We start from the raw sequence: 26554 nt of genomic DNA on the forward strand, positions 1-26554 counted from the left end.
CATGAAGCGCCTGTTGCTGATCACTACCTTTGCCCTTACGGCCGTCTCTGCCAATGCCCAGAAAACCACCGTGGACATCACCGTGACCAACCCGCTTGACGTCGCGCGCAGCGACGAAGGGGTCGAGGTCGCCGTTCCTGCACCCGCACCCGCCAAGGGGCGCAAGCCGCATAAGGACTGGTCGGTGACGGTCGGTCAGACTGTTCTTCCGGCGCAATGGATCGCCGGCAAGGTGCGCTTCACCCTGTCGCTTAATCCCAGGGAGCAGGTCAAGGCGATCCTGATGCCGAAGGCCGCGCCCACGGCGCCGCCCCGCGTCCTTGTTACCCTCAATATCCAGGACGGCGGCAAGCTGGAAGGCACGCCCGCGACGGGCGGGGCGATAAAGGGTGGCACGTTTCATCTGCGCGACCGGTTCACCTCGCCCAAGGACCATTTCATCCACGATGGCCTGATCGCCTTCGAAGGCATAGGCTGGGAGTCGGACAAGGTAGCCTACCGCCTCTATCTCGACGAGCGTAATGTCACCGATATCTTCGGTAAATACGGCACGGGGATGATCTTCCCCAGCGTCGGTCATGGCTTCGACGACTACCAGTATCCGGTGGCGTGGGGCGGCGATATCTTCAAGGTCGGTCCCTCGCTCGGCGTCGGCGGCATTGGCCTTCTGCGTAACGGAAAGGCGACACAGATCGGCCCTTCGACCATTACCGGCAAGGTGTTGGCCAACGGACCCGTCACGGCCATAGCCGGCGTTGATGCCGACGCGATCGGCGGCGGCGCGGGGCGTATACACGCCACCTACGCCATCACCGCGGGGCGGGTGATCACCGAAGTAACGGTGCGCGCCGAGAAGGTGGACGCGCCATTGATCACCGGCCTGACCTTCCACGCGGGGGATCAGCGTATCGAGCCTTCGGATGCCGATGGCCAATGGACCTACATCGCCGCCTGGGGGCCGCAGGAGCATGGACCGGACCCAATCGGGACCGCCGTCTTCTATCGTCGCGCCGATGTCACGGGCCCGGCCGTCAATGACGGTCAGACCCTGTTCGTGCAGTTCAAATCCAGGACCGAGGCCAATTATCGTTTTGGCGCGCGCTGGACGCAGGAAGGCAAAACTGCCGTGCCGGGCATACGCGACCTCGATGGTTTCAAGGCCTGGCTGGAAGCTACGGTGGCCGAGTTGAATCATCCGCTTGTCGTCTCGACACGCTGACTGTTGCCGTCACACGCTTTCAAAAAACGCGTCAATAATCGACGTAGTAGTCCTTTTTGAAGGTCTCGTTCGCGAAGGCCTTTTTCGCCGTCCACGGTAGGGCGGGCGTTGTCCAGTAGCTGTCGTTCGCGGGCAGGCCAAGGGCCAGAAAGCTTTCCGACACGATATACATGCTGCCGTTGTTGGAATACCAGTCACCGAGCGTCGGCTGGTGCCCGGCGAAACCGATGGTCAGATACCCAGCGTCGTTGAAATTGCTCGGATTGGCAAAAATGCGTTTCTGGGCGGCGGTCAGGGCGGCGCGCACCTGGCCTTCCGGCAGGCTGTCGGGCAAGGCCTTGCGCCATGCCAGCAGGCCGAGCGGCTGGAAGGCCGCGGTACGATAGGTCATGGAACGGCCGATCGGCGGATAGGTGCCTTCCGGCGATATCATGCGTTCCAGATGCTCGCCATAGCGCTGCATTCGCTTTAGCCAGATTGCGTGCTGATCGGCGGGTTTCAGGTTGTTGAAGGACGGATTGAGGCGTTCCAGCACTTCCAGGATTTCGACCATCATCGGGTAAATGACATAGGAATTGTAATAGTCGTAGTGAAAGTGGACGCCGTCGGCCACCCAGCCGTCGCCGACGTACCATTCGTTCATCTTCTTGATGGCCAGGTCGAGGCGTACCGGGTCCCAGTCCTCGCCGATCGACAATAGGAAGGCTTCGTTCATGGCGGCGAACAACAGCCAGTTGGTATAGGGCGGGGATACGCGGCGCAGGCCCTTGATTTCGGTGACAATGCGCACCTTTGTCGTGGTGTCCAGCCCGTCCCAAAGCTTGGGCGCGCGCAGAAAGGCGTTGGTGTAGTAGGCGGAATCGACCAGGGCCTGGCCCGCGTTCGACCACAGCAGGTAGTCCGGGCTTTTGGGATCGACCGAATGGACATAAGACTGAAGAGCCTGGTCGGTGAAGGTCTTGCGCAACCGGCCTTCGGGCGTGGCGTCTTCCGGCAGGTTCAGCCAGGGCGCGAGGCCGGACATCAGCCGACCAAAACATTCCAGATAGGCCACGCCCGAGGGGCGGCCATCCCAGGTTGGTGACAGTTCCAGCTTGAAGTTCTTCTGCAATTGGCCTTGCGACATATTGCTCAGTACCGGCGTCGCGATCTGGGTCATGAGACCGGTCATATAGGCCCGGTCGTCTGCCGCGTTGGCCGCCGTCCCGCGCGTTGCGGCGGTGGCGGCGCCCGCCATGGCCGGAATCGTGGCCGCGCCCATCACGGCGCCCATGAACTCACGTCTTTTCATCGCAATTCACCCTCTCTGTATGCGCGGCTTGACGGCCGTTATTGTCAAATTCGTATCGTATATAGAAAGATGTGTCCATTTATAGATACGATTCTGATAAAAAAAGAGGCATGCGCCGATGACGCATGCCCGTGAAGTGAGGACAATTCTAATCAGGGAGGTGGCGCGGCGGAGGCCTTAGGGAAGACTCCACCGCCTGGTACGCGGTACATAGGTTAGCGTCAGAACCGGCCACGGATGCCGAACTTGATGGTCCGTCCGTCATATTTGGCGTAATCCATGCGCGTCTTCTTGCCGTTGCCATAGCGGCCGGACACGTCGTCGAAATAGTCGTAGCCGAGCGTGTTGGCCAGGTTCAGCGCGTCGATGCGCAGTTCGACATAGGAATTCAGCTTGTAGCTGACATTGCCGTCGAGATAGCCGGCGCCAGCGTGCCAGCGTTGCAGGTCCGAACCGTTGGCAGACGTTTCAATGATGTTTTTGTCTTTGTAGTTATAGGTCAGGCGGATGCCCAGCGGACCCTTTTCGTAGTAGCCGGTCAGGCTGTACGAATATTTCGGGATGGTGTTGACATTGAGCGTACGGCCGTCCGTCGTTTTGAAGTCGTAGCCCGACGAATTGACATGTGTGTAGCTGGCCAAGGCGCCCAGGCCATCCCAAGGGGCGGGCAGGAAGCTGAATTGCTGCTGGTAGGCCAGTTCGTAGCCGTCCAGTTCGATCTTGCCCGCATTGTAATAGGTCGCCAGCGTAATATCGAGGTTTGGATCGACGTGGCCGTTCGCGTCGTAGAAGATATTGGCCAGCGACGTATCGGGTAGGCCCAGGCTGGAGAACGGCACGTGGGTGGTCTGGGATACGGTGGTGTCGACCAGGTTTTTCTTGAAGAAGCCGGCGCTGACCAAGGAGCCGCGGCCGAAATACCATTCCAGTCCCGTATCCCAGTTGGTCGATATCTGGGGTTTCAGGTCCGGATTACCCGATGTCGCATACTGGTTATAGATGTTCGGGATGACGGTCTGGGCGGCGATCAACGACAGCGAGGCGCGGGTAATCGTCTTGCCCCACGACCCGCGCCAGATCAAATCGTCACGCAGATTGTAGGCAAAGCTGATGGACGGCAGGATATTGTCGTAGCCGCTCTTTTCCTGATTGGGCTGATAGGTGCCACCGGTGCCCGTTTTTTTGTAGTTGTCGATCACCGACTTGGTGTCAGAATAACGGACCCCGGCATTGACGCGTAGTTCGCGGTCGAAAACCTGGCCGGTGAAGTCGGACTGGATGAAGGCCGTTGCGATGTTTTCTTCGGCGGTGAAGCTGGTCGACAGGTCGATGGGCGAGGCCAACGCGTCGCCAATGGGGTCGAGAGTTCTGTTCACATAGTCACGTGAGAAGGTCGCCCAGGCGTTCGGGTAGCTATCGCCGATCACCAGGTTATCGAGCGGTACGCTGTGCAGCATGGCGGCACGCAGGCCGGCCGCGCCCACGGCGGTCAGCTTGGCTGAGGCGAGCGAAGTGCCGTTACGCTTGGTCTTTTCCTTGGTGGTGCTGACATAGGACAAACCAGCCTTCAGGTGGCCGGTCCAGCCGCCTAGGCCATAGTCCCAATCGGCGACCAGCTTGGCGGTGCGTTCGCGGTCGATTTCACGGTTCCAGTCGAGCGCGGTCGAGAAGTCCTGGTAACGCGATGGATCGGTGAAGTCGATGCCCTGCGCCGTCAGGCCCGGATAGACGTGATCGCTGCCCCAGTCGATGGTGGTGGTGACGCCGTAGATGTTCGAAACGATCCGCTTGTTGTCATAATAGGCGACGCTTTCGCTCGAACTGACCTGGCCGGTGAGGCTCAAGGTGTTGCTGAGGTCGTACTTGCCGTTCAGCGCGATGTAGCCGAACTTGGTTTCATCGTTGTAGTAGTAGCTTTCGCCCAGATACGAGGTGTTGCCAAACGTGCCTTCGAGCAGGTTGCCGTTTGGGTCGATGGTGACAGCGATGGGTACAAAACCGTTGTGGCCAGAGGCGCCCGGTTGGGCGGCCGTGTTGGTGGTGCGCGAATTACGGATCGGCAGGCCGAAGGTAAATTCGTCGCGCGAGTCTGTAAGGTGCGAGTACAGCATGTCTAGGCTGACATTCAGATTGTCGTGCTTGTACTGCACCGAAGAGACGAGGCCATCGCGGTCGCGGGTGTTTTCGGCGCCGTAATAGCGGTAGAAGCGGGGCAGGTAGGCGTTCTCGATCGCCGTGCGGTTGGCCAGCGAAGCGGCGGCGCGCGGATCATTGAAGTCAAGCGCGAAGCTGAATGGGCCGCTGCCCAGGCTATTAGCGTGGTTGGCGAGATAGGAGCTGTTATAGCCGCCGGTCGCTTCGAAGCCCGACTTCATGTTGACGCTGGTCGAATGGGCGGCGCCGATCAGAAAACCCCAGTCACCCCAGGTATTTGAATAGAGCACAGACAGGTTGGGGTCGACCTGCTGCGACGCCGTGTTGTACGAAGCCGACGCCGCGTAACGGATGATCTGGTTCTTGTTGTCGAACGGGCGTGGGGTCTGCAAATCGACCACGCCACCTATGCCCCCTTCTTCAAGTTCAGCCAGAGGCGTCTTGTAGAAGTCGACGCGGCCGAATAGTTCCGAGGCGAAAACGTCATAGTTGAAGTCGCGCGACGAGCCGCCGACATTAGAGGATGAGGTGACGTGAACCGGCGCACCATTCAGTGTCGTCACATTATATTCCGAGCCCAGGCCACGGATCGAAATGCGCTGGCCTTCGTTCGAGGCGCCGTCACGGCTCATATAGACGCCGGGAATGCGTTGCAGGGCTTCGGCGACGTTGGCTTCCGGGAATTTGCCGATGTCTTCGGCGACGATCGAGTCGCGAACGACAATGGCTTCCTTCTTCAGGTTGATGGATTTTTGCAGCGAAGACCGAAAGCCGGTGACGACGACGGTGGTTGGCTCTTGAGCCTGTGCCGATTCTGGGGCCGGCGCGTCTGGGGCCGGTGCGGCGGCCGCCTGCGCCTGCGCTACGATTGGCGCTGACAAACCGATCAGCATGGTTGTCGCTAACAGATAGGTCTTCATTGAGTATACCTCCCCAGGTCAGTCATTCAGATGGCGTGAGGCATAGGGCCTCGCTCCGCCACAGGGCTTGGACAGCCCGCGGTTATTGAATTGCATGTGATGTGAAAAACGGCGGGCCTGATACCCGGCCTTTACGCGCAGAGTTTACGGACGAGACATCTTGGCTGAGTGTTCAAGCATTTCCTGTTTCCTTGGTTTTTATATTTATGGACCGCCGAAAAAACGCGTTTCGGGCTGTCTTGGGACAATGCGTAACATTTATAGGCATGTCTGTACATATATCGGAACGAAAATGGTGCTGAAATCCGCCTCGAATGAGAGTTATGTGCCACTTTCGCAACGTTTTGCGTTCGGGTTCCGTTATGTGGAACGATTTCGCACCGGAATGCGGAACGGTCGACGCGCCGCGGCGCCGTCGTCACGGCGGTAACTAAAATTCATGATCTGAAATAGCATTGCGCGCGCGTGTTTCCGGCGCGATTCGTCCTCAGCGAGGTTTATGCGCGACGGTAGCCCAACTCCTGGCTGATGTGCAGGCAAGTTTCCTGGACATAGGCCTTGACCGTCTGGATGCGCTGGTCGTCCATGTACTGCGCGGCGGACGACACGCTGACGGCAGCTACGATGCGACCATTCATGTCGCGGATGGGCGCGGCGACGCAGCGGATATGATCCTCATTTTCATCGAGATCGAGCGCGTAATCCTCTTCGCGGTAATGTTTCATGATGTCGAGCCATTGCTTGACGTCATACTTGTAGCGCGGATATTCGGCCGCCTCGCGCTGATAGATTTCGCGCAGGGTATCTTCGCTTTCGTTCAGAAGCAGGGCCTTGCCCAGGCCCGTGTGGCGCAATGGCTGGCGTTCGCCGATGACACAGCGGACTTCGATGCGGCGTGTGCCGGGAATCTTGTCGATGTAGTGGACCTGATTGCGGTCGATGACGCCGAGATTGACCGTGTCGCCAGTATCGGCGGACAATTGCATCAGGTGGGCATGGCTTACGCGCGTGAGCGTAATCTGTTGCGAAGCGGCGTAACCGAGTTCGAGCAGCTTGGTGCCTAGGCTGTAACCGTCGCGCTGCGAGAAGTTGAGATAATTGGCTTCGACCAGCGTGGTCGCCAAGCGGTGAACCGTCGTCTTGTTGATGCCGAGCGACTTGGCCATCTTGCCGAGCGTATTGTCGCCCTTGGACACCCGGGTCAGCACATCCAGCCCCTTCATAAGGGTCAATGCGCCGGCCATGCCCTTCGACGCGACCTGGGTGTCGCCAGTCTGAGGTTCACCAAACTGGGTTTCGCTGTCGAGGGACGGTTCGTCGAGTTCAGCCGGATTGTGTTTCATGTCGCCAGATGTTTAAAGGTGCGGACGTCAGGAACGGCAGCAAACAATACGCCCGTTCCTATTATGGGTATAGGTGATTTTGGCGACGCTTGACAAGAGGGAGCGTTTCACCGGGCAATATGTTCCATGGCCATGACGGGGCTTCGGACTTTATAGCTAGGCGTTCGACCCTTTATTGCGACAAGGCGGTCGACGAGGGCGCCTCTATCCTGATTTATCTGCCCTATACCGATAATGGCGTGGCATTCGTAACCAAATCGCAAGGCGCCCTAACAGTCTCCGGCAGTTGTATTTCTAAATCGCAATAGTATGACAAATGACAAGCATACACGAATGCGTGATATAGTGGCGTTGTGAGCTGTTTCTATCGTGATTACTCCGTAAATGGTCTGGATTCTTAAGGAGTTTAGCTGGCCAAGACGCAACATGGCTTTTTACTGTTGCCGGTTGACCGACTCATAAACTGGTGTTACCGATAACACATTCAATGATACCGCTATCAGGAAATTGTCAGCGGTGGCATAGAAAACATGCGCAGGTCGAAATTATAATCGCACCACGCCAATTTGAGGGAAGAATCGTACCCGGCAATCGGAGCAAGGGCGACAGTGTTCGCAACCTCTTCGATACGCCATACCGGTCGCGTCACATGCAATCGAAAACGGGTAGTGCATCAGCAGATGTACTACCCGTTTTCATTTCAGCGTTTACCCAAGGCCCGATTGAGCTTGTGTTGCAGCTTTATCCAATGCGCCTTGGCCGAGGTCTCGATGCGTTTGACGTCGATGAACGTCGTGTTGCCAAAACCGCCCAGGGTATGGATTCCGTCCGTATAGCCCGCCATCAAACCCTCGGCCGTTAGGCGTCCCACCGGTTCTGCGTCGAAGCGCTCCGGTGTCAAGGTGTCGATCCTAAGGATGTTCATGGCCGCGCCATAGTGAGCGACGCAGTCCTGCATGGGGAGGTGAAGCTTGCCGTTATGAACGAAGGCATTGCCGCCCGGCCGCGAGGACTCGTAGCCGATACGAACGGGATTGCCCGCATGCTGTCGCCATGGCCCCATCAAGGCATCGGCGTAGGCGATGTGCAGTTCCCGCATGGCGCGTCCGTCGGGTCCGGGCAGGGCGTAGAACATCCACCAGCGCCCATCATGCCGCACGACCGTCGCATCTATGGCTGGCACGTCGAGCAGGGTCGCTACCGGCGTCCAGCGATCGGGGAAATGATCGCATCTGTAAAGCGTCAAGACGCCGCTCTTGTGCGCTTCCGGCAGCATATAGAGCACGCCGTCATCCTGGATGAGATAGGGGTATGACAGGTGGAACGGGGTGACCAGGGCGTCGCCCCTCGCCGTCAGGGCGCCGGTGGTATCATAGCTGTAATAGTGAATTTCGCCACGTTTGATGCGGTAATCGAAATATTCGACGAATATAGTGAGCCCTTCGTCTGTTTTGATGCCGAAGGGGTCGGCTATGAACTGAAAACTGCCGGGCAGGGGCAGCCATGTGATGGCTGATTTCGCCAAAGCGCCCGGGACCATCAGATCGGTTATAGGCCGGTTCAGGAATCCGACATGCCACAGATCTGTTTTCACCGGCGCCTCCGCATGTGTGTTGCCGGCAATGGTCTGGACGCGTAGGTGGCGCCTGTCAACGGGGATCCGACGCGATCAGACTAGGGATTCGATGGCTGTACGCAGGCGGCGGCGACCGGAATCGAAGCCGAAGGCATCCATGGCATAGGCTTGCGCGGCGCGGGCCTGGTTGCGCCAGGACGACCAGTCGGAAAAGATGGAGCCGACGGCAGCGGCCAGGGCATTGACATCCTCGTTCTTGAACAGCGCGCCGAACTGGCCGGCCTTGAGCACCTGGCGGGGGCCTTCGGTGTCCGAGGCGACGACGGGGACGCCAGCGGCCATGGCTTCGATCACCACCAGGCCAAAGGACTCATAACGCGACGGCACCACGAACAGATCGACATCCGACAAGAATTGGATCGGATCGGCGGCCCATCCGCAAAATTCAACACAGTCGCCCAGGCGCAGTTCGGCGGCTAAGGCTTCCAGATTCTGGCGCTCCGGACCGTCGCCGGCGATCTTCAAGCGGAACGCCTGGCCGGCGGCGCGCAACTGCGCGGCGGCGCGGATCAGGACATCGAAGCCCTTGATGGCATGGAGGCGGCCCATGGCGCCTATGGTCGGGCGTGCGGCGGTGGTGTTTTTTACGGGCAGTGTGCGCAGGTGAGAGAAGTTGGCCATATCGACCACTTTCAGATCCGGAAACGCCTTGCGCGCGCCGTCACGGACATGTTCGCTGATGCACAGGGCGGCACTGGCCTGCTTGAGGTGGGGTTTGTAGCTGGGCGTATGCAGAACCTGAACCAGCTTCTTTTGCGTCCCGGTGAAAGGCAACATGCACAGGCGGCCGGCACGATTGCCGTGGGCGATAACGAAGTCCGGACGGAACTCGCGGTTCAGCCCGGCCAGCTTTAGCGCAGCCAGGGGGTCGTAAAGGGAGTGCATGTGAATGGGCCTGAACCCGTGGCTGGACGTGGCCTCGGTCAACATGCCCGTGGGTTCGCCGATGCTCAGGACGTCGAATCCTTCTGCGCTCAGCGCCTCGTGGTAGTGCATGGCCATGAGGCCGTCGCCCCCTTTTACGGGAGTCATCATGATGTTCAGCAGACGCATACCAAGTCCCCAACCCTATTAGGTGGAGACACCGCATCCCCGGTGCACGGCGCCTCCGATAATAAGACACGGCTGCGCGGGCGGTCCCTCACGGTGGAGGTAAACAAAAAGTCAACGCGATGAATTTATTTGCGGCGCCAGCTGTGCCCTTGCTCCCGATGTCAAGACGGCGCTATATGTGCCTATCCTCTCAGAGAGTGTAGAATTGCCGGAAAACCGCATCCTGTCAGAGACTTATTTCGCCAAGCGCGAAGTGCTTCTGCGTTTTCTTGTGCGGTTGTGCGGCGATGAGTCTGTGGCGGAAGATGTGTTGCAGGATATTTACCTGAAGCTCAGCACGCAGGACATTCACACCGAAATTCGTGAGCCCCTGGCCTTCCTGTTCCGGATGGCCAACAATATGTACCTCAATCGCCTGCGCGGTGAAAACAGTCATCGTGTCCGCGACACGGCCTGGCGCGACCTGCATCCACAAGCCGAACACCTGCCGGATGCCGATGCGACGCCCAGTGCCGAAACGGTCGTGGCGGCGCGGCAGGAGTTGCGCGCGGTCATGGCGGCTTTGTCAACCTTGCCGGAAAAGACGCAGGCGATTTTCCGCTTGCACAAGTTTGATGGGTTGACGCAGCCTGAGGTGGCCAAACGAATGGACGTGTCCATCAGTTCGGTCGAAAAGCATCTGAGCCGGGCGCTAAAACACCTTCTCGCGCTCAACCGAAGTCGAAATTTACAATAAGCAGTTCTTATTACAATTGGTTGTTTTGGTTACGGGGTATGCGTACCTGAAGTGTCTTCCATACAAAGAGGCAAGTTTTATATGTCGGATTTAGACACGGATATCGAGGCACAGGCCGCCGATTGGGTCGTAAAGGCCATGGGCGGCGCCATCGGCGAGGCCGAAATCATAGCCTTGTCCGATTGGGTTGCGGCGTCGCCCCGTCATGCCGATGCGTATCGCGAGGCGCTCCTCCTGTGGGCAGACCTGGATGCACCGGAGGTCGACCCCGTCATGCCCGCCGATCCCTTCACGTCAATCGTGCGTCGGCCGGTCGGCCGAAAGGCTTACCTGGCCTGGTTCGGCGGTGGCGCAACCCTTATGGCGGCCGCACTGGCCGCGATTTTCGTCGTCACCCAGGTGCCAGCGACTGCCTATGAAACCGCCAAGGGGCAGCGCAAGGATGTGGTGCTGACGGACGGCACCCATCTCATGCTCAACACGGATACGCGTGTCGTTGCCCGTATCGGCGCCCATATCGGTGCACAGCGCACCCTGACCCTGGAAAAGGGTGAAATTGCCTTGACCGTCGTTCATGACGACGCCCATCCCTTTGTCGTCAAGAGCGGCGATGCGCAGCTGACCGATATCGGCACGCAATTCAATGTGTCGCGTTTGGACGGGGTGACCCGCGTTGACGTGCGCGAAGGCGAGGTCGAACTGATGTCGCGCGGCCAGGCTCGCAACCTGAAGGCTGGAGACATGGGCACGCATGATGAGGCGAGCGGTCAAAATCGCTTCGACAAGGCCGATCTGCAAGAGGCCTTTGCGTGGCAGTCGGCCCATGCTATCTATAGAAATCAGCCGCTGTCCGCGGTCGTCAAGGATCTGAACCGGTATTACGATAAGCCGATAATCGTTGACCCCGCTGTCGGACAGTTGAGGCTGAACATGATCGTGACCCTCGATTCGCAGACTGCGGTTGCCGGGCGCCTGGGGGAGTTCCTACCGCTCGAAGTTCGCGTTTCCAATGAAGCCATTTATCTCAGCCGTCGTAGTGATACCGGCTCTGCTTCTGGCGACAGCGGCAGGGGCGGCTGAGCGCGTTCCAAATCTCGATATAGCGGCCAAGCCCTTGCCGGCAGCCCTCGTTGAATTGGCCGCCATCCGGGGATTGTCTATTGGTGGCGTCGATCCCGTTGCCTGCTCCGCCAAGCCCTTGGCCCTGAAAGGCAGGTTTAGTTCCTATCAGGCCTTGAGACGGCTGCTTAAGGACAGTGCCTGCGACGTCCAGCCAATTGATGCGGTTACCTTTCGGCTCGTCCCCAAGGCAAAGCCGGTTGTCAGGCCGGTTTCGCCAACGCGGCCGGTTCAGCCGCGCTTACTGGCGGATGAGGATATCGCTGTCGTAATCGTTCGTCGTCAGCAAAGTGCCGCCCGCACGCCGGCGGCCGTCAATGTGGTGGCGCCGCCCTTACTGTCCGGCAACGATACGGACCTGTCGCTTATTGCCGCGCATGTCCCCGGTATGATGATCACCAATCTGGGGCCGGGGCGTGACAAGATCCTGTTGCGCGGCCTGTCCGATAGTGTGCTGACCGGGCGCACGCAATCGACGACGGGTTTGTATCTGGACGACGCGCCGATCACCTACAATGCGCCCGATCCGGACCTGTTGCTGGTCGACATGGCGCGTATCGAGGTGTTGAAGGGACCGCAGGGTAATCTGTACGGACAGGGCGCCTTATCCGGCGTTGTACGCCTGGTGACGCAGAAGCCGCGCCTGAACCTGTTCGAAGGCGAGGTAGGGGCCGCTGTTGGGTTTACCCAACATGGCAAGGAGTCGTGGCGCGCCACCACCGTTGTCAATCTGCCGTTGATCAAGGACCAAGTCGCAATGCGAGTTGCCTTATACGAAGAAAAGACCGGTGGTTTCATAAAGGGCGATGGCATTCCCCAGCCGGGCGCGTCGAGCGGGACGCAGGCCGCCCCCGACCCGTCAAGACAGGCGACCAATACCACCGAACGCAGTGGCGGCCGGGTTATGCTGACATGGCAGATAGCGCCGGATACCCGGCTTGACGCCACCGCCGTCCTGCAGAACCTCACCTCGTCCAACAGCCAGTACGTCATGGGGCAGCGCGGCCCTTACCGGCGGCCGGTTTCTCTGACGGAGCCGCACAACAACCGGTTCAACAATCTGTCCCTGGGTCTGACCAAGGATATGGACATCGGTACGTTGAAGGTGACCTTCAACCAGCTTAGGCATAAGGTTCGCAGCGGCTATGATGCTCAGCCGGTGGGACGTTACGTCTCCATACCGAATTCAGGCATCCTTTATTTTGAAGAAGATCAGTTTTTTCGTATGTCGTCTCTCGACGCCAGTCTGGTGTCGCGCTCGGATCAGCGCTTTCGCTGGTTGGCAGGTGTGTTCGCTGCGCGCAGCGACGAGGTCTTCACGCCGCACCTGACGGACTTTTACACCAAGCATACCCTTTACGATGAATTGCGAAAGGACCGGATCAGCGACGTAGCCGTGTTCGGTCGCCTGACCTATGACGTGACGCCGCGCTGGAGCCTGTCTGCGGGCTTGCGCATCCAGCGGTCGGGTCATGAAACCGACAGCCGCATCAGCAATGTCCGGCTCGTCAATTATAGGCCGCAAGGGCATATAGAAGACGATATGTCGGCCACGCCCGTGTCGCATGAACTGATGGTCAGCTACCAGGCGTCAGACCGCCTGCTTCTCTACGCCCTGTCGTCGAATGGCTTTCGCACAGGCGGCTTCAACACCACCACACTGATTACGACGGCGGTTTCACCCGCCTATCGCGGCGACAAGCTGAGCAATCGTGAAGCGGGTGTCAAATATCACACCGTCGACAACCACTGGCGTGTCAATCTGTCCGTGTTCAAGGCGGACTGGACGGATATACAGAGCGATCAGTTGCGCGCGACCGGACTTCCGATCACGCTGAATATTGGTGACGGATCGAATATGGGCGTGGAATTCGATACGGAGTGGCGCCCTTTGCCCGCTCTGACCTTGCAATTGATTGGCCAATATAACGACCCAAGGCTCGATCGGGTCAATCCATTGTTCCCAAAGCTCGCCGGTGGCGGCATGCCCTATATGTCACGCGCCAGCGGCAGCCTGAACGCACAATGGAGCCAAAGCCTGAAGGGGCTGGTCCTGCGTCACAGCGCCATTCTGGCATATCGGGGGCGGTCTCCGCTTAACTATCCAATCACCCAGACCACTTGGATGCGCGGTTATACCAATCTGGAGCTGACTTCGTCTGCGGATATCGGCCGATATACCGTGTCAGCGCGCGTTACCAACGCCACAGGCGCGCAGAGCAACAGCTTCGCCTACGGTAATCCGTTTGCCTCCGGCAACCAGATCACTCCACTTCGGCCGCGGACTCTGTGGCTGGCGGTTACGGGACACTTCTGAACCGGGGTCTAATCCGGCACAACAGACGCGACTACGGCTCCGGGATATTGAGCCTCAAAGGATCGCCGATGAGATCACCCGGCCCAAAGCCACATTGATTCCTGATGGCCGAATATGGTGAAGTCGCGAAATTAACGATATTTTAGGGAGTAACGCCATGCAACGGCACCGTGCTGTAACGATCAGCGATAATGTCTTGCCCGCCATGACCTTGAGCATCCATACCGGCGTGCTCAGGCACCGGGACATACTCGATATCGGTCTGCCATCCGGTAAAACGGCGGAGGCTCTGGTGGATCGCTTTGACGTGACGGGTCTATATCTGATCATGAATGGAAAACGCCTGGTATGCCGGCCGTGGCGCGGCGGGGATGGACCCGTGACGCGGTTGCCGGGAACCAGCTCCAACTGGACGGTCGACAGGATCGACGCGCATGAACCGGAAGTGGCCTAACCGTCTGTGATCATTTGAAGTCGCGAGACCGGACCAGAATGACCGGCGATTGCGCCGCGCGGCTGCCCGTACGCTTCAGCGTGCGCGGGTCGGGTCCGGGTTCGCCATAACGGAAATCATCACCGCGCAGGGGCGGTGATGAAAAGCCGTCGTCGCGGTCGCTGACGCTGTCGAGCTCTTCCGACAAGTCGGTCAGGCGCGTTGCGACCAGATGCACTACCTCGCCCTCCTTCTGGATCTGACCGCTTACCGCCACCATCCGTGCGGTCAGAATAAGACTGCGCTGAGCTTCGTATAGTCTGCTCCAGATGACGATATTGGCGACACCGCTTTCGTCCTCGATGGTCATGAAGGTCACATTCTTGGCCGTGCCGGGCCTTTGCCGGACCAGCACCATGCCGGCCACAATAGCGGTTGAGCCATTTTCAAGCGCTGTACCTGCCCGGCAGGTGAGAACGCCGCGGTCGTCAAGATCTCCGCGCAGGAAAGCGACCGGGTGGCGCCGTAGCGACAGGCCGACATGGCCATAATCCTGCACCACCTCGCTGCCGGCAGTCATGGGCTTCAGATGTACGGCCGGCTCCGTGGACGGCGTGCTATCGAACAGAGGCAGGGGCGTGTCGCGCAATCCTTTCAGCGCCCACAAGGCCTCACGGCGCGGTTTGCCCAGTGCCGGCAGGAAGGCGTCGGCTTCGGCCAGGTGAACCAGACTTGAGACAGGCAAGCCGCTGCGCCGCCATACGGCGTCCACATCGCCAAACGGGGTATCGGCGCGCGCCATGATCAATTGCGCCGCATCGACATTGGACAGGCCCTTGATGAGGCGCAAGCCCAGTCGCACCGCGAACGCACCAGGCGCGCCGGTGGATTCAAGCGTGCAGTCCCAGCGCGAACGGTTGACACAGACCGGCCGCACCTCAACGCCATGGTCGCGGGCATCTCGGACCAGTTGCGCCGGCGAATAAAATCCCATCGGCTGGGCATTGAGCAGGGCGCACAAGAAGACATCCGGGTGATGGCACTTCATCCATGAGGAGGCGTAGGCGATCATGGCGAAGGAGATGGCGTGGCTTTCGGGAAAGCCGTAGGAGCCGAAACCTTCCAATTGCTTGATGAGGCGTTCGGCAAATGCCTGCGTATAGTTGCGCTCCATCATGCCTTTCATCATCTTGTCGCGAAAGTTCTTCACCCCGCCGGTGTTCTTGAAGGTCGCCAGGCTGCGCCGCACGTGGTCGGCCTCATCGGCGGTGAAACCGGCGCAGATGACGGCGACCTTCATGGCGTGTTCCTGAAACAGCGGCACGCCATAGGTCCGGCCCAGAATGTGCTTCACTTCGTCATTGGGGTAGTCAACCGGTTCCAGCCCATGTTTGCGACGCAGGTAAGGATGGACCATGTCGCCCTGAATTGGGCCGGGGCGCACAATGGCGACCTCGATGGCCAGGTCGTAGAATTTACGCGGCCGCAGGCGCGGCAGCATCGACATCTGTGCCCGGCTTTCGATCTGGAAGACACCGATCGTATCCGCCTTGCAGATCATGTCGTAGGTTGGTGTGTCATTGGCGGGAATGGCCGGCATGGACATGTCTATGCCCTTGTGGCGGCGAAGCAGATCAAAACTCATCTGCATGCAGGTCAGCATGCCGAGCGCCAGACAATCGACCTTCATGAACTTCAAAGCGTCAATATCGTCCTTGTCCCATTCGATGACTTGCCGGTCGATCATGGCGGCCGGTTCGATTGGCACCAGCTCGTCCAGCCGGTCGCGCGTGAGCACGAAACCACCGGGGTGCTGAGACAGGTGACGCGGCACACCTTCGAGTAGCCTGGCCAGTTCATGGGTCAACCGGATACGCCGGTCGACCGTGTTCAGGTTCAGGCCTTTCATGTTCTTTTCGTCGATCTTGCCGACCCAATGGTTATATTCCCGCGACAGGGCTTTGATCAGGTCTTCGGGGAGCCCCAGCGCCTTGCCGACATCGCGCAGGGCGCCCCGCGCGCGATAGCGGGTGACGACCGAAACCAGGGCCGCATGGTCGCGGCCATAGGTATCGAATACCCACTGCATCACGATCTCACGCCGGGAATGTTCGAAATCGACGTCGATATCGGGCGGTTCGTTGCGGTTTTTTGAAATGAACCGTTCAAACAGCAGATCGTATTTGGTGGGGTCCAGTTCGGTAATGCCCAGGACATAGCAGACCGAGCTGTTGGCCGCCGACCCGCGTCCCTGGCACAGGATGCCCTGAGACCGCGCATAATTCACAATGGCATGGACGGTGAGGAAGTAGTTGGCGTATCCCATCTCGGCGATGAGGCCGAGTTCATGGCGCAATTGCGTGATTACCTTGAAAGGCATGCCGAACGGATGCTGTTGCGGGTCCCGGTAACGCGCGATGGCGCCCATCCAGACGAACTTTTCCAAAGTCTCCTGCGGTGTCAGGTGGGTATGGGATTTTTCGTCAGGATATTGATACTGCAACTCCCCCAGATCGAAGGTGCAGCGGTCCAGGATTTCGCGGCTGCGGGCAATGGCGTCCGGATAGGTGTTGAATAGCCGCGCCATCTCCTCAGGCGGTTTCAGGTAGCGGTCGGCATGGCGTTCGCGGCGAAAGCCGAGAGTGTCGATGGTGCAGTTGTGGCGGATGCAGGTCACGACGTCCTGGAGCAGGCGCCGGTCGGGCACGTGGAACAGGACGTCATTGGTCGCCACGGTCGGCACGCCGACCTCTCTTGCCAACTGGGTCAGGTCATGGAGGCGCAAGGCATCATTGGGGCGGCGGCGCAGGGTCAGGGCCATATAGCCGCGGTCGCCGAAGATGGCGGCCAGACGGCGCAGGTTTCGCGCACACACCGCATCGGCCGCATCGGCCACAAGCACGGCGATCAGCCCATCGCCGAAGGCTTCGACATCGTCCCAGTCCAGATCGCACTTACCCTTGCCTGCCCGTCGCTTGCCGAGCGACAACAGGCGGCACAGCCGCGACCAGGCGGGCCTGTCCATCGGGTAGACCAGAAGCGCGCTGCCATCGCGCAGGTCGAGCCGGCAACCGGCGATCAGGCGTACGCCCGTTTCCTTTGCCGCCTGCCAGGCCTGAACGATACCGGCGACCGAGTTGCGGTCCACCACACCCAAGGCGTCCAGGCCGAGCGCCTGCGCCTCTTTGAACAGTTCGATGCAACTGCTGGCGCCGCGCAAAAAAGAAAAGTGCGTCGTCACCTGGAGTTCGACATAGGGATGCGCCGGGAATGCGGTCATGCGAAAACTCCGTGCATGAACCAGCCGCGCGTGCCCGTCCTATGGCCTTCGCCATCTCCGGAGCGAAACAGCCAATACCGCGCCCCGGCCTCGGTCTCGACCCGGAAATAGTCGCGTACGGCGTGGATTTCCGGATCGCGTTTCCACCATTCCCCGAAGATGCGTTCGGGGCCGTCGGCGGCGATGACCTGATGACGCGCGCCGCGCCAGGTGAAAGCCCGCGGCGGATAGTCGGGCAGAAGACCCAGGGTGGTTATCGGTTCTGGTCGGGCGAACAGGCGAACCGGGCGCGGCCAGTGTTGGGGCCAGATGTCTGCTTGGGTGTTCTCAATCGCCAGGGGAGACAGCCGGTGCGCGCACCGTTCCGGTACGTCGCTTTCGGCCGGGGACAGGCGATAAATGCGTTCGGCGCCTATGCGGTTGCTAAGCGTATCGATCAGGCTGGACAGGCCCGCACCGGCAGTATCGCCCGGCGTATCGAGGGTGCTGCTCTGCGCTAACGCCAGCGGCTCGGCACCCGTGGCGACCAGGCGCATGCGCTCGACGCCGAAACCGGGATCGACGGTTTCCAGCCGGTCGCATAGCAAGCGTGTCAGGCGGGCGGCATCGCGTACCGGGCGGGCCATCCCGATGCGCACGGCTTCAATGCGGTTATCGACACGATGAAACATCAGGTCGAGTTGCGTTGCTCCGAGGTTTTTACTGTCCAGCCGGTCGCATATCTGCGCTGTAAGCTTGCCCGTATAGCGCGCCAGAGTTTCCGGCGCGCCTATGGGCTCGGCGAACACGCGCGTGACCTCCGTGATGTCGGGCAGGTGTACGGGATCTAAGGGTTCGTTCAGGCGACCAAAAAGCTGGTCCAGTCGCCGCGCAATATCAGGCCCGAAGCGATGGACCAGGGGGGCGCGTGGCTGGGCCGCCAGGTCTCCGACGATCTGAAAGCCGAGGAGGCTCAGGCTATGCACGGTGTCCCCCGGCAGGCGCAGGGCTGCGATGGGCAGACCGGGCAGGCATTTGTCCTCTTCGCCGGGGGCGGTGATGACGGATGAACCGGGGCCGAAGCGGGCCAGGGCATGCGCGGCCCCCCAGGTACCGGCCAAGGCGGCGCGCGCTTCGATACCCTGCGCGGCCAGGGCCTGAATCAGCCCGTCCAGCAGGGCGGCTTCTCCGCCTTTCAGATGCGCCGCCCCGGTCACATCCATCACCAGACCGTCCGGTGGATCGACAGCCACAAGGGGGGAAAAGGTGCGCAGCGCCCATTGCGCCAGCCGCTCCAGCCCGTCGCGATCGGCCTTAGGGTCGGCATCGTGGATGGCCAGACCCGCCACGAGTGCCTGCGCCTTGGTAAGCGCCATGCCGGGATACAGGCCCGCCTGCCGCGCCGCGCGATCCACGGCGACGACCACGCGACGTCGGCCGTCCGTTCCTTTCAAGATAAGCGGCCCCTCAGGAGGCGGCGCGCAACTGTGCATCTGACGCCTGAGCCGGTCGGTGGACCAGCGGGGCAGCCAGAGCGAGACAAGTCTTGCCATCGCACGCCTCCACATCGAATTCGGCGCTATGGCCGCCCTTGCATCGCAGCAGTTCCAGATGCCAGCGCGCCCGTCCAATGCCAGCGACCGGCAAGGGCGCGGAAGGGGTGGCCGAAATGCGCCATCGGGTGGTCGCCGCTGTCGGCTGGCCATAATCAGCCGCGCCTCTTTCCTGTTTCCAGCGGCGCACAATGAGGCCCAGGGTGCCGAACGCTTCCGCCGCCAGTTGCAGCCGCCGAGACACCATCATCGACAGTTTCGCCACTTCGCCTACGACGGCTGTGACGCCGCCGTGGCGCAAACCTTCCTCGCAACAGGCCAGAACCGACTTTTCATCGCGGGCTTCGACATAGATCACCCGGTCTGGCGTCAGCCCGACCTGAGCCAGGCCCGGTGCAAACAGATCGGATTGGGTTACGCACCACAGGATCTGACCGTGTGTTCGCGCGGCTATGCCGGCGGCAAACAGGGCCGCGGCCGCCGCATCGACACCCCCGCCGTCCCGCCCCGCGATTTCATGAACGGCGCCCAGCGCCAGTCCCCCGCCCGGCAGGTGACGATCTATGGCGTCAACGCCGAACGGCAGGGCGCCGGACGCATGCAGGCTGCCGTCCAGCGTTGCGATATGCTGGCGCAGGTGTGCAAGGTCGCTAGGAACAGGCTTCAACATGGAACAATATCCTCACCGAGTTCTTCGGCATATTGTTCACTTTTTGTTCTCATATGACGCAAGAGTCAAGACGTTTGTTAACGTCTCGACTCATTGCCCTGAGAAGTGGGGCGGAGCTAGTTCAGGCCGCCACCGAGCGCCGCATAGAGATTAATCAGGTTCAAGGTGCGAACCAGGCGAATGCTGATCAATTGCTGCTGCGCGCTGTACAGAGTGCGTTCGGAATCGGTCAGGGTCAACCGGGAATCGACGCCGCGATCGAAGCGCGCCTGGGCCAGGGTATTGCTGTCCGTTGCCGCCTCGACGACTCGCGTCTGGGCCGTCAGGCGATCGTCGATGGTGGCGCGGGTGGCCAACTGGTCGGCCACATCGCGGAAGGCGGACTGGATCGCGCCTTCATACTGGGCCACGGCGATGTCGCGGCTGGTCTTGCTGGCCGACAGATTGGCGGCATTTGCGCCACCGGCAAAGATCGGCACGGAAATGGACGGGGCGAACGTCCAGGTATCGATCCCATCGAACAGCTTGCCCAGGTCGCTGGAGGCCTTGCCGGCGCTGGCCGTAAGCGAAATGCTAGGGAAGAACGCCGCTCGGGCGGCACCGATATTTGCATTTGCCGACTTGAGGCTGTATTCCGCCGCCATCACGTCCGGCCGCTTCAGCAAAATGTCCGACGGTACGCCGACGGGCAGATTGGCCAGCACGGCATTATCCGGGAAGGCGTCGGGCAGAAGATCCGGCGTCACTTCCGCGCCAACGAGCAGGCGCAGGGCGTTCCTGTCCTGCTGTACCGTGGCGGTGAGGCTGGCGACATCGGCGCGCGCTTGTTCAGTCAGCACCTGGGTCTGGCGAAGAATCATCTGATCTGTCGCGCCGACATCGAAGCGCTTTTGCGTCAGGTTCAGGCTTTCTTCGCGCAGGCGCAGGGTTTGCTGCGACAGGCGCAATTGCTCCTGATCGGCGGCCAGGTTGAGCCAGGCCGATGCAACGGCGGAAATCAGGCTGATCTGTGCCGCCTTTCGATTTTCGGCCACGGCGAAATAGCTTTGCAGGGCGGCTTGGTTGAGCGACCGCACGCGGCCGAACAGATCGACTTCCCACGAAGCGCCGACCGAGGCGGAGTAGGCTTCGGTCGTACCGACCGGATTGCCGTTGGTGTCGACCGTACCGGTATTGCCGCGGCTGCCGGCAACGGTAGCGTTCACAGCCGGAAACAGGCTGGCCCGCTGGATGCGGTACTGCGACCGCGCCTTGTCGACGTTCAGGATTGCAACCCGCAGGTCGCGGTTGTTGGTCAGGGCTTGATCGATGACGCCTTGCAGGCGCGGATCGAGGAAGACCTGACGCCAGGGCAGGGTGTCGGCCGATGCGCCGGTGGCGGTGACCGCCGTCGGGAACTGGCTTGGCACGGGCAGGGCACCGCGTTCATAGCGAGGTGACATCGTGCAGGCGCTCAGAACGATCGCGCTGGCGGCGCCGAGCAGGGTGATTTTGACGAATGCGGTCATCTTAGTGTCCCTTGCTGTCGGTGTCGGGCTTGTCGAGCATGGCCATGGCTTCGCGCTCGAGCGCCATTTTCTTCAGATGCTTTTCGTCGGCCTTGAAGATCTTTTCAACGATGACGAAGAAGAGCGGGATGAAGAAGATGGCCAGCAGAGTCGCCGACAGGATACCGCCGACTAGGCCGGTGCCGATGGCGTTCTGGCTACCCGACCCCGCGCCATTGGCGAAGAAGAGGGGCAGGATGCCGAAGGTAAAGGCCAGCGAGGTCATGATGATCGGGCGCAGGCGGACACGGACGGCTTCCAGGGTGGCGTCGATCAGACTCATGCCTTTTTCGTGGTTATGCTTGGCGAATTCCACGATCAGGATGGCGTTTTTCGAACTCAGGCCGATGATGGTCAAAAGCGCGACCTGAAGGTAGATGTCGTTGGACAGTCCGCGCAGCATGGTGGCGGCAAGCGCGCCGAGCACACCGAGCGGGATCACCATGACGATGGCGATCGGGATCGACCAGCTTTCATATAGCGCCGCCAGAAGAATGAAGACGACGAAGATCGACAGGGCGTACAGCATCGGGGCTTCTGCGCCGGACTGCTTTTCCTGGAGCGATAGGCCGGTCCATTCATAGGAGATGCCAGGCGGCAGGGAGGCGATGATCTTTTCCATTTCAGCCATGGCCTGACCCGAAGACTTGCCCGGCGCGGCCATGCCCTGAAGGTTCATGGAAGGAGCACCGTTATAGCGTTCCAGACGTGGCGAGCCGAATTCCCAGTGCGAGGTGGCGAAGGCTGTGAACGGCACCATCTGGCCCTTATCGTTGCGGACATACCATTGGTTCAGGTCTTCAGGCTTCATGCGGAAGGGCGCATCGGCCTGGATATAGACCTTCTTGACCCGGTTGCGGTCGATGAAGTCGTTGACATAGGCCCCACCCATTGCCGTCGACAGGGTGGCGTTGATGTCGGCCAGGCTGACGCCCATGGCGCCGGCCGCGGTCTGATCGATCTCGATCTTGAGCTCAGGCGTGTCTTCCATGCCGTTCGGACGCACAGCGACTAGGCTGGGGTTTTGCGAGGCCATGCCGAGCACCTGGTTACGGGCGTTAAGCAGAGCTTCGTGACCGAGACCGCCGACATCCTTCAACTGGAGGTCGAAGCCGGACGAATTGCCCAGTTCGGTCACAGCCGGCGGTACGATGGCGAAAGCCATGGCATCGCGGAACTGGCTGAAGGCGCCCATAGCCCGACCGGCGACCGCAGAGGCTTTGAGGTCGGCCCCTTTCCGATCATGAAAATCCTTGAGGCGGACGAAGGCCATGCCCGCGTTCTGACCGGGGCCCGAGAAAGAGAAGCCCGAGACGGTAAAGGCCGATTCGACGGCCGGGTCCTTCTCGAAGTGCTTCTGGACCTGATCGAGGACGCCGAGCGTACGTTCCTCGGTGGCGCCGGGCGGCAACTGGACGATGGTGAACAGGATGCCCTGATCTTCTTCGGGCAGGAAGGAGGTGGGGATGCGGGTGAAGAGCAGCACCATCAGGCCGACGATTACGGCGAACACGGCCATGTAACGCGCCGACTGGCCCAATATCTTGCGCACGGTATTGCGGTAGCCGTTAGCGGCACGGTCGAAATTGCGGTTGAACCAGCCAAAGAAGCCCTTCTTTTGCGAATGTTCCGCATCCGATGGCCGAAGCAGCGTGGCGCACAGAGCCGGCGTCAGGACAAGCGCCACGACGACCGACAGGGCCATGGCCGAAACCAGGGTGATAGAGAACTGGCGATAGATCACGCCTTGCGAGCCGCCAAAGAAAGCCATGGGAATGAACACGGCCGACAGGACAAGCGCGATACCGATCAGGGCGCCGGTGATTTCGTCCATCGATTTGATGGTGGCGACGAGCGGCGGTAGCTTTTCTTCGTGCATCACGCGTTCGACGTTTTCGACAACGACGATGGCGTCGTCAACGAGCAGACCGATGGCGAGCACAAGACCGAATAGGGTCAGGGTATTGATCGAATAGCCGAAGGCGGCCAGGACGGCGAAGGTGCCAAGCAGCACCACCGGCACGGCGATGGTCGGGATGATGGTGGCGCGCCAGTTTTGCAGGAACAGGAACATGACGACGAAGACCAGAACGACGGCCTCGATCAACGTCTTGACGACCTCATGGATCGACAGTTGGATGAAGGGAGTCGTGTCGAACGGCACCACATAGTGATAGCCCTTCGGGAAGTTCTTCTGCAGTTGCTCCATCTTGGCCTTGACCGCATTCGCAGTGTCAAGCGCATTGGCACCTGTCGCCAGACTGATGGCCACACCCGTAGCCGGACGGCCGTTGAACTTGACGGATCCGCTATATTGTTGGGCGCCGAGTTCAAGCCGGGCCACGTCTTCCAGGTGAACGACGGCGCCGCCGGCGGAATCCTTCACGATGATCTTGCGGAACTGATCGATATTGGTCAGGCGCGACTGGGCGGTGATGGTGGCGTTAAGGGCGGTGCCCTTGACGGCAGGCAACCCGCCGAGCTGACCGGCCGACACCTGGGTGTTCTGGGCGCGGATTGCGGCCATGACATCGCTCGGAGTCAGGCTGTAGCTGTTCAGCTTCGAGGGGTCGAGCCAGATGCGCATGGCGTACTGAGCGCCGAAGTTCTGAATGGTGCCGACGCCGTTGACGCGGCTGATCTGATCGACCAGGGTCGAAGACATGTAGTCGCCCAAGTCTTCGCCGGTGACTTTCGTGTCATCCGAATACAGGCCAACGACCATGAGAAAGCCGCTGGACGCCTTGGCCACGGTCAGGCCCTGCTGCTGCACTTCCTGAGGCAGGAGCGGGGTTGCCGACTGAAGTTTATTTTGAACCTGAACCTGAGCGATATCGGGATCGGTTCCCGCTTTGAAGGTCAGTGTCACGCTGGCCGAGCCGCTCGAATCCGACGTCGAAGTCATATAGAGCAGGCCGTCAATGCCCTTCATTTGCTGTTCGATGATCTGCGTCACCGAGTCTTCGACCGTCTTGGCCGAGGCGCCAGGATAGAGGGCGCTGACCGAGACCTGCGGCAGGGCGATCTGAGGATATTGGGCGATCGGCAGATTGGCGATGGACAATAGCCCCGCCATCATGATGACGATGGCCACCACCCATGCAAAAATGGGCCGATGAATGAAGAAACGCGAGATCATGGCAGTGTCCTTGCGGAACAGGTTTCAGATCGCACCCGATTGGGCGCGTTGGGACCGGAGTCTGTGATTATTTTTCAGCGGCGCCGAGAACGGTCGCCTTGACGGGGGCATCGGGGCGAACCTTTTGCAATCCTTCGACAATGACGCGGTCGCCGGGCTGAAGGCCCTCGGTCACGAGCCACTTGTCGCCGACGGTCTGGGCGGTCTTGATGGGGCGCGGGGCGACCTTGCCTTGCGGCGTCACGGTCATGACGAGGGCATTGCCCTTCGGATCGCGGGTGACGGCGGGCTGAGGCACGAGGATGCCGTTGCTGACCATACCGGAGACAATGCGGGCCTTGGCGTACATGCCGGGCAGCAGCGTACCGTTCGGATTTGGGAACACGGCGCGAAGCGTGACCGTGCCCGTGGCTTCATCCACTGACACGTCGGAGAATTGCAGCTTACCCTTGACTGGATAGACGCTGCCGTCTTCCAGGATCAGCTCGACATCCGCCGTCGCAGCTTCGCCGATCTTTCCGGAACTGGTGGCCTGTTTCAAAGCCATAAGTTCGTTTACCGACTGGTTGATATCGAGATAGATCTGGTCGATGTTCTGGATGCGGGCCAGCTCGGTGGCCTGGGACGCGGTGACGAGTGCGCCGGGCGTTACGGACGACTTGCCGATACGGCCGGAAATCGGCGCGATGACCTTGGTGTAGTTGAGATTAATGCTGGCCGTCTGCTGCGCGGCATTGGCAGACGCGAGCGCCGCTTCGGCCTGCGCCAGCGCAGCCTGTGCATCGTCATTATCCTGCTTTGACACGGCATTGATCTTGACCAGTTCGGCGTAGCGCTCTGCTTTCAGGCGCGCTGTGGTCAGACCGGCCTTGGCTTGGGCCACCGCGGCCTGCGCACTGGCATACTGTGCCTGGAAAGGCGCCGGGTCGATCTGGTACAGGGATTGCCCCTGCTTGACATAGCTGCCTTCGGTGAACAGGCGCGATTTAATGATGCCGCCGACCTGCGGGCGTACGTCCGAGACCAGATAGGCGGAGGTCCGGCCGGACAGCACAGTTGTCAGATTGACGGGCGTCGAAGCGACGACCACGATACCGACATCGGTCGGTCCGCCCATGGGCTGCCCTTCCGGCTTCTTGCCGCAGGCAGTGACGCCGATGGCGGCGGCCATGAGGACGGCCACGGGCAAGGCGCCGCGCGTCAAGAGGAATGGGGACGATTTCATTACGGAGGTCTCCGGGTCTGGCGGGCTTTGAATTGCGGTGCAGCAGGTACGCGGAACTTTTTGCGCTGCATCCTAACAAATAAGCGTCAGCATGGCTGCTCAAACAAATGTGAATGAACGATCATTCTCATTTAACTGGCATTAGGCGTCTTTTTGATATATGTCAACTGTACTGCCGCATTAAAAATCGTTTAGAACCTTGTGTGGCAAGGAAAATGCTTAACGAATGAATAACCCATCTACCCTGAAAGCGCAGGGCTCCAAGCCCCGCCAGAATCGTGAAGCGCGTCAACAGCATATTCTTGATGCGACGTTGCGCTGTGTCCGGCGTTCGGGTTTCCACGGCGCCAGCATGTCACATATTGCGGCAGAGGCGAAGATGAGCGTCGGCGTCATCTATCGCTATTTCGCCAACAAGGAAGCCATAATCGAGGCCATCGTTGCCAATGACCTGGCCGAGATGCGGGCCAAGTTCGCCGAATGGGAGAATTTGCCCGACGACGTCTTGCTCGACACCTTGCTCGATACGCTGGAGATGGCAGTCGAGCACAAATATACCGGCGATAATGCGGCCCTGGCGCTGGAAGTATTGGCTGAAGCCGCGCGTAATCCCAGGGTTGCCGCGATTGTTGAGAATGCCGATACCCAGGAACGCGAGTTGGGGCGCAGCCTATGCCGCCGACTGATGCCAGCCGGAAGCGAGGCACAGATGGCCGCACGCGGAGAGATTATCGGCATGATCTTCGACGGCATGATGATCCGAGCCATATCCAATCCGGCTATCGACCGTAAGGCGCTTCTGGCCGAACTGCGCCACGTGATGCGGGTGCTATTCACCATGCCCGCCGGCCCCCAGGACTAAAGATAGCGCCCCGTTAAACGTGAAAAGGCAAACAAAAAGGCCGCGACATCAGGATGTCGCGGCCTTTCTTTTGTATGG

At 60.3% G+C, this 26554-nt stretch carries 17 protein-coding genes; 6 read left to right on the forward strand and 11 right to left on the reverse strand.

What is annotated here, in order from left to right; translation table 11 throughout:
- Position 1: 1 nt before the first annotated feature.
- Complete coding sequence (locus tag RCJ00_RS15665) at positions 2–1219, forward strand: DUF4861 family protein (RefSeq protein WP_316223127.1); 1218 nt, start codon at positions 2–4, stop codon at positions 1217–1219.
- Between the two features lie 31 nt (positions 1220–1250).
- Here RCJ00_RS15665 and RCJ00_RS15670 read toward each other — a convergent pair whose 3' ends face one another.
- From RCJ00_RS15670 to RCJ00_RS15690, 5 genes are all read right to left on the reverse strand, one after another.
- A complete protein-coding gene (locus RCJ00_RS15670) occupies positions 1251–2510 on the reverse strand; it encodes a DUF2264 domain-containing protein (protein ID WP_316223128.1) in 1260 nt (419 codons plus the stop codon).
- Positions 2511–2731: 221 nt separating this feature from the next.
- The gene (locus RCJ00_RS15675; RefSeq protein WP_316223129.1) at positions 2732–5584 is read right to left on the reverse strand and encodes a TonB-dependent receptor; all 2853 of its coding nucleotides are present in this window, start codon (positions 5582–5584) and stop codon (positions 2732–2734) included.
- A 497-nt stretch (positions 5585–6081) separates the two neighbouring features.
- On the reverse strand, positions 6082–6927 hold the full coding sequence (locus RCJ00_RS15680; protein WP_316223130.1) for an IclR family transcriptional regulator: 846 nt from the start codon (positions 6925–6927) through the stop codon (positions 6082–6084).
- 700 nt (positions 6928–7627) lie between these two features.
- Complete coding sequence (locus tag RCJ00_RS15685; protein WP_316223131.1) at positions 7628–8521, reverse strand: glucosamine inositolphosphorylceramide transferase family protein; 894 nt, start codon at positions 8519–8521, stop codon at positions 7628–7630.
- 75 nt (positions 8522–8596) lie between these two features.
- On the reverse strand, positions 8597–9616 hold the full coding sequence (locus RCJ00_RS15690; protein ID WP_316223132.1) for a glycosyltransferase: 1020 nt from the start codon (positions 9614–9616) through the stop codon (positions 8597–8599).
- A gap of 178 nt (positions 9617–9794) precedes the next feature.
- Here RCJ00_RS15690 and RCJ00_RS15695 point away from each other — a divergent pair, with 178 nt between their 5' ends.
- The 4 genes from RCJ00_RS15695 to RCJ00_RS15710 all read left to right on the forward strand — a co-directional run bounded on the left by RCJ00_RS15695 (position 9795) and on the right by RCJ00_RS15710 (position 14242).
- Positions 9795–10352 carry an RNA polymerase sigma factor gene (locus tag RCJ00_RS15695; protein ID WP_316223133.1) on the forward strand — a complete coding sequence of 186 codons (558 nt, stop codon included), beginning with the start codon at positions 9795–9797 and terminating at the stop codon, positions 10350–10352.
- A gap of 81 nt (positions 10353–10433) precedes the next feature.
- Positions 10434–11432, forward strand: coding sequence for a FecR family protein (locus tag RCJ00_RS15700; protein WP_316223134.1), 999 nt, complete (start codon positions 10434–10436; stop codon positions 11430–11432).
- The gene (locus RCJ00_RS15705) at positions 11362–13788 is read left to right on the forward strand and encodes a TonB-dependent receptor (protein ID WP_316223136.1); all 2427 of its coding nucleotides are present in this window, start codon (positions 11362–11364) and stop codon (positions 13786–13788) included. Before RCJ00_RS15700 ends, RCJ00_RS15705 begins: the two co-directional genes overlap by 71 nt.
- Before the next feature lie 157 nt (positions 13789–13945).
- Complete coding sequence (locus RCJ00_RS15710) at positions 13946–14242, forward strand: hypothetical protein (protein WP_316223137.1); 297 nt, start codon at positions 13946–13948, stop codon at positions 14240–14242.
- A gap of 10 nt (positions 14243–14252) precedes the next feature.
- Here RCJ00_RS15710 and RCJ00_RS15715 read toward each other — a convergent pair whose 3' ends face one another.
- The 6 genes from RCJ00_RS15715 to RCJ00_RS15740 form a co-directional block, all read right to left on the reverse strand.
- Entirely contained in the window at positions 14253–17501 is a 3249-nt protein-coding gene (locus RCJ00_RS15715) for an error-prone DNA polymerase (RefSeq protein ID WP_316223138.1), read from the reverse strand.
- On the reverse strand, positions 17498–18934 hold the full coding sequence (locus tag RCJ00_RS15720) for a DUF6504 family protein (RefSeq protein WP_316223139.1): 1437 nt from the start codon (positions 18932–18934) through the stop codon (positions 17498–17500). The genes RCJ00_RS15715 and RCJ00_RS15720 overlap by 4 nt, the downstream gene beginning before the upstream one ends.
- Positions 18935–18947: 13 nt before the next feature.
- Entirely contained in the window at positions 18948–19703 is a 756-nt protein-coding gene (locus RCJ00_RS15725; RefSeq protein ID WP_316223140.1) for an ImuA family protein, read from the reverse strand.
- A gap of 116 nt (positions 19704–19819) precedes the next feature.
- Positions 19820–21211 carry an efflux transporter outer membrane subunit gene (locus RCJ00_RS15730; RefSeq protein WP_316223141.1) on the reverse strand — a complete coding sequence of 464 codons (1392 nt, stop codon included), beginning with the start codon at positions 21209–21211 and terminating at the stop codon, positions 19820–19822.
- A 1-nt stretch (position 21212) separates the two neighbouring features.
- Positions 21213–24389: an efflux RND transporter permease subunit gene (locus RCJ00_RS15735; RefSeq protein ID WP_316223142.1), complete on the reverse strand. Its 3177-nt coding sequence runs from the start codon at positions 24387–24389 to the stop codon at positions 21213–21215.
- Between the two features lie 67 nt (positions 24390–24456).
- Positions 24457–25614, reverse strand: coding sequence for an efflux RND transporter periplasmic adaptor subunit (locus RCJ00_RS15740; RefSeq protein ID WP_316223144.1), 1158 nt, complete (start codon positions 25612–25614; stop codon positions 24457–24459).
- Positions 25615–25840: 226 nt separating this feature from the next.
- On the opposite strand from RCJ00_RS15740, the gene RCJ00_RS15745 reads away from it, so the two are divergent.
- A complete protein-coding gene (locus tag RCJ00_RS15745; RefSeq protein WP_316223145.1) occupies positions 25841–26476 on the forward strand; it encodes a TetR/AcrR family transcriptional regulator in 636 nt (211 codons plus the stop codon).
- Positions 26477–26554: the final 78 nt, after the last annotated feature.

It is taken from the genome of Asticcacaulis aquihabitans, assembly GCF_032490435.1.
GTDB lineage: Bacteria > Pseudomonadota > Alphaproteobacteria > Caulobacterales > Caulobacteraceae > Asticcacaulis.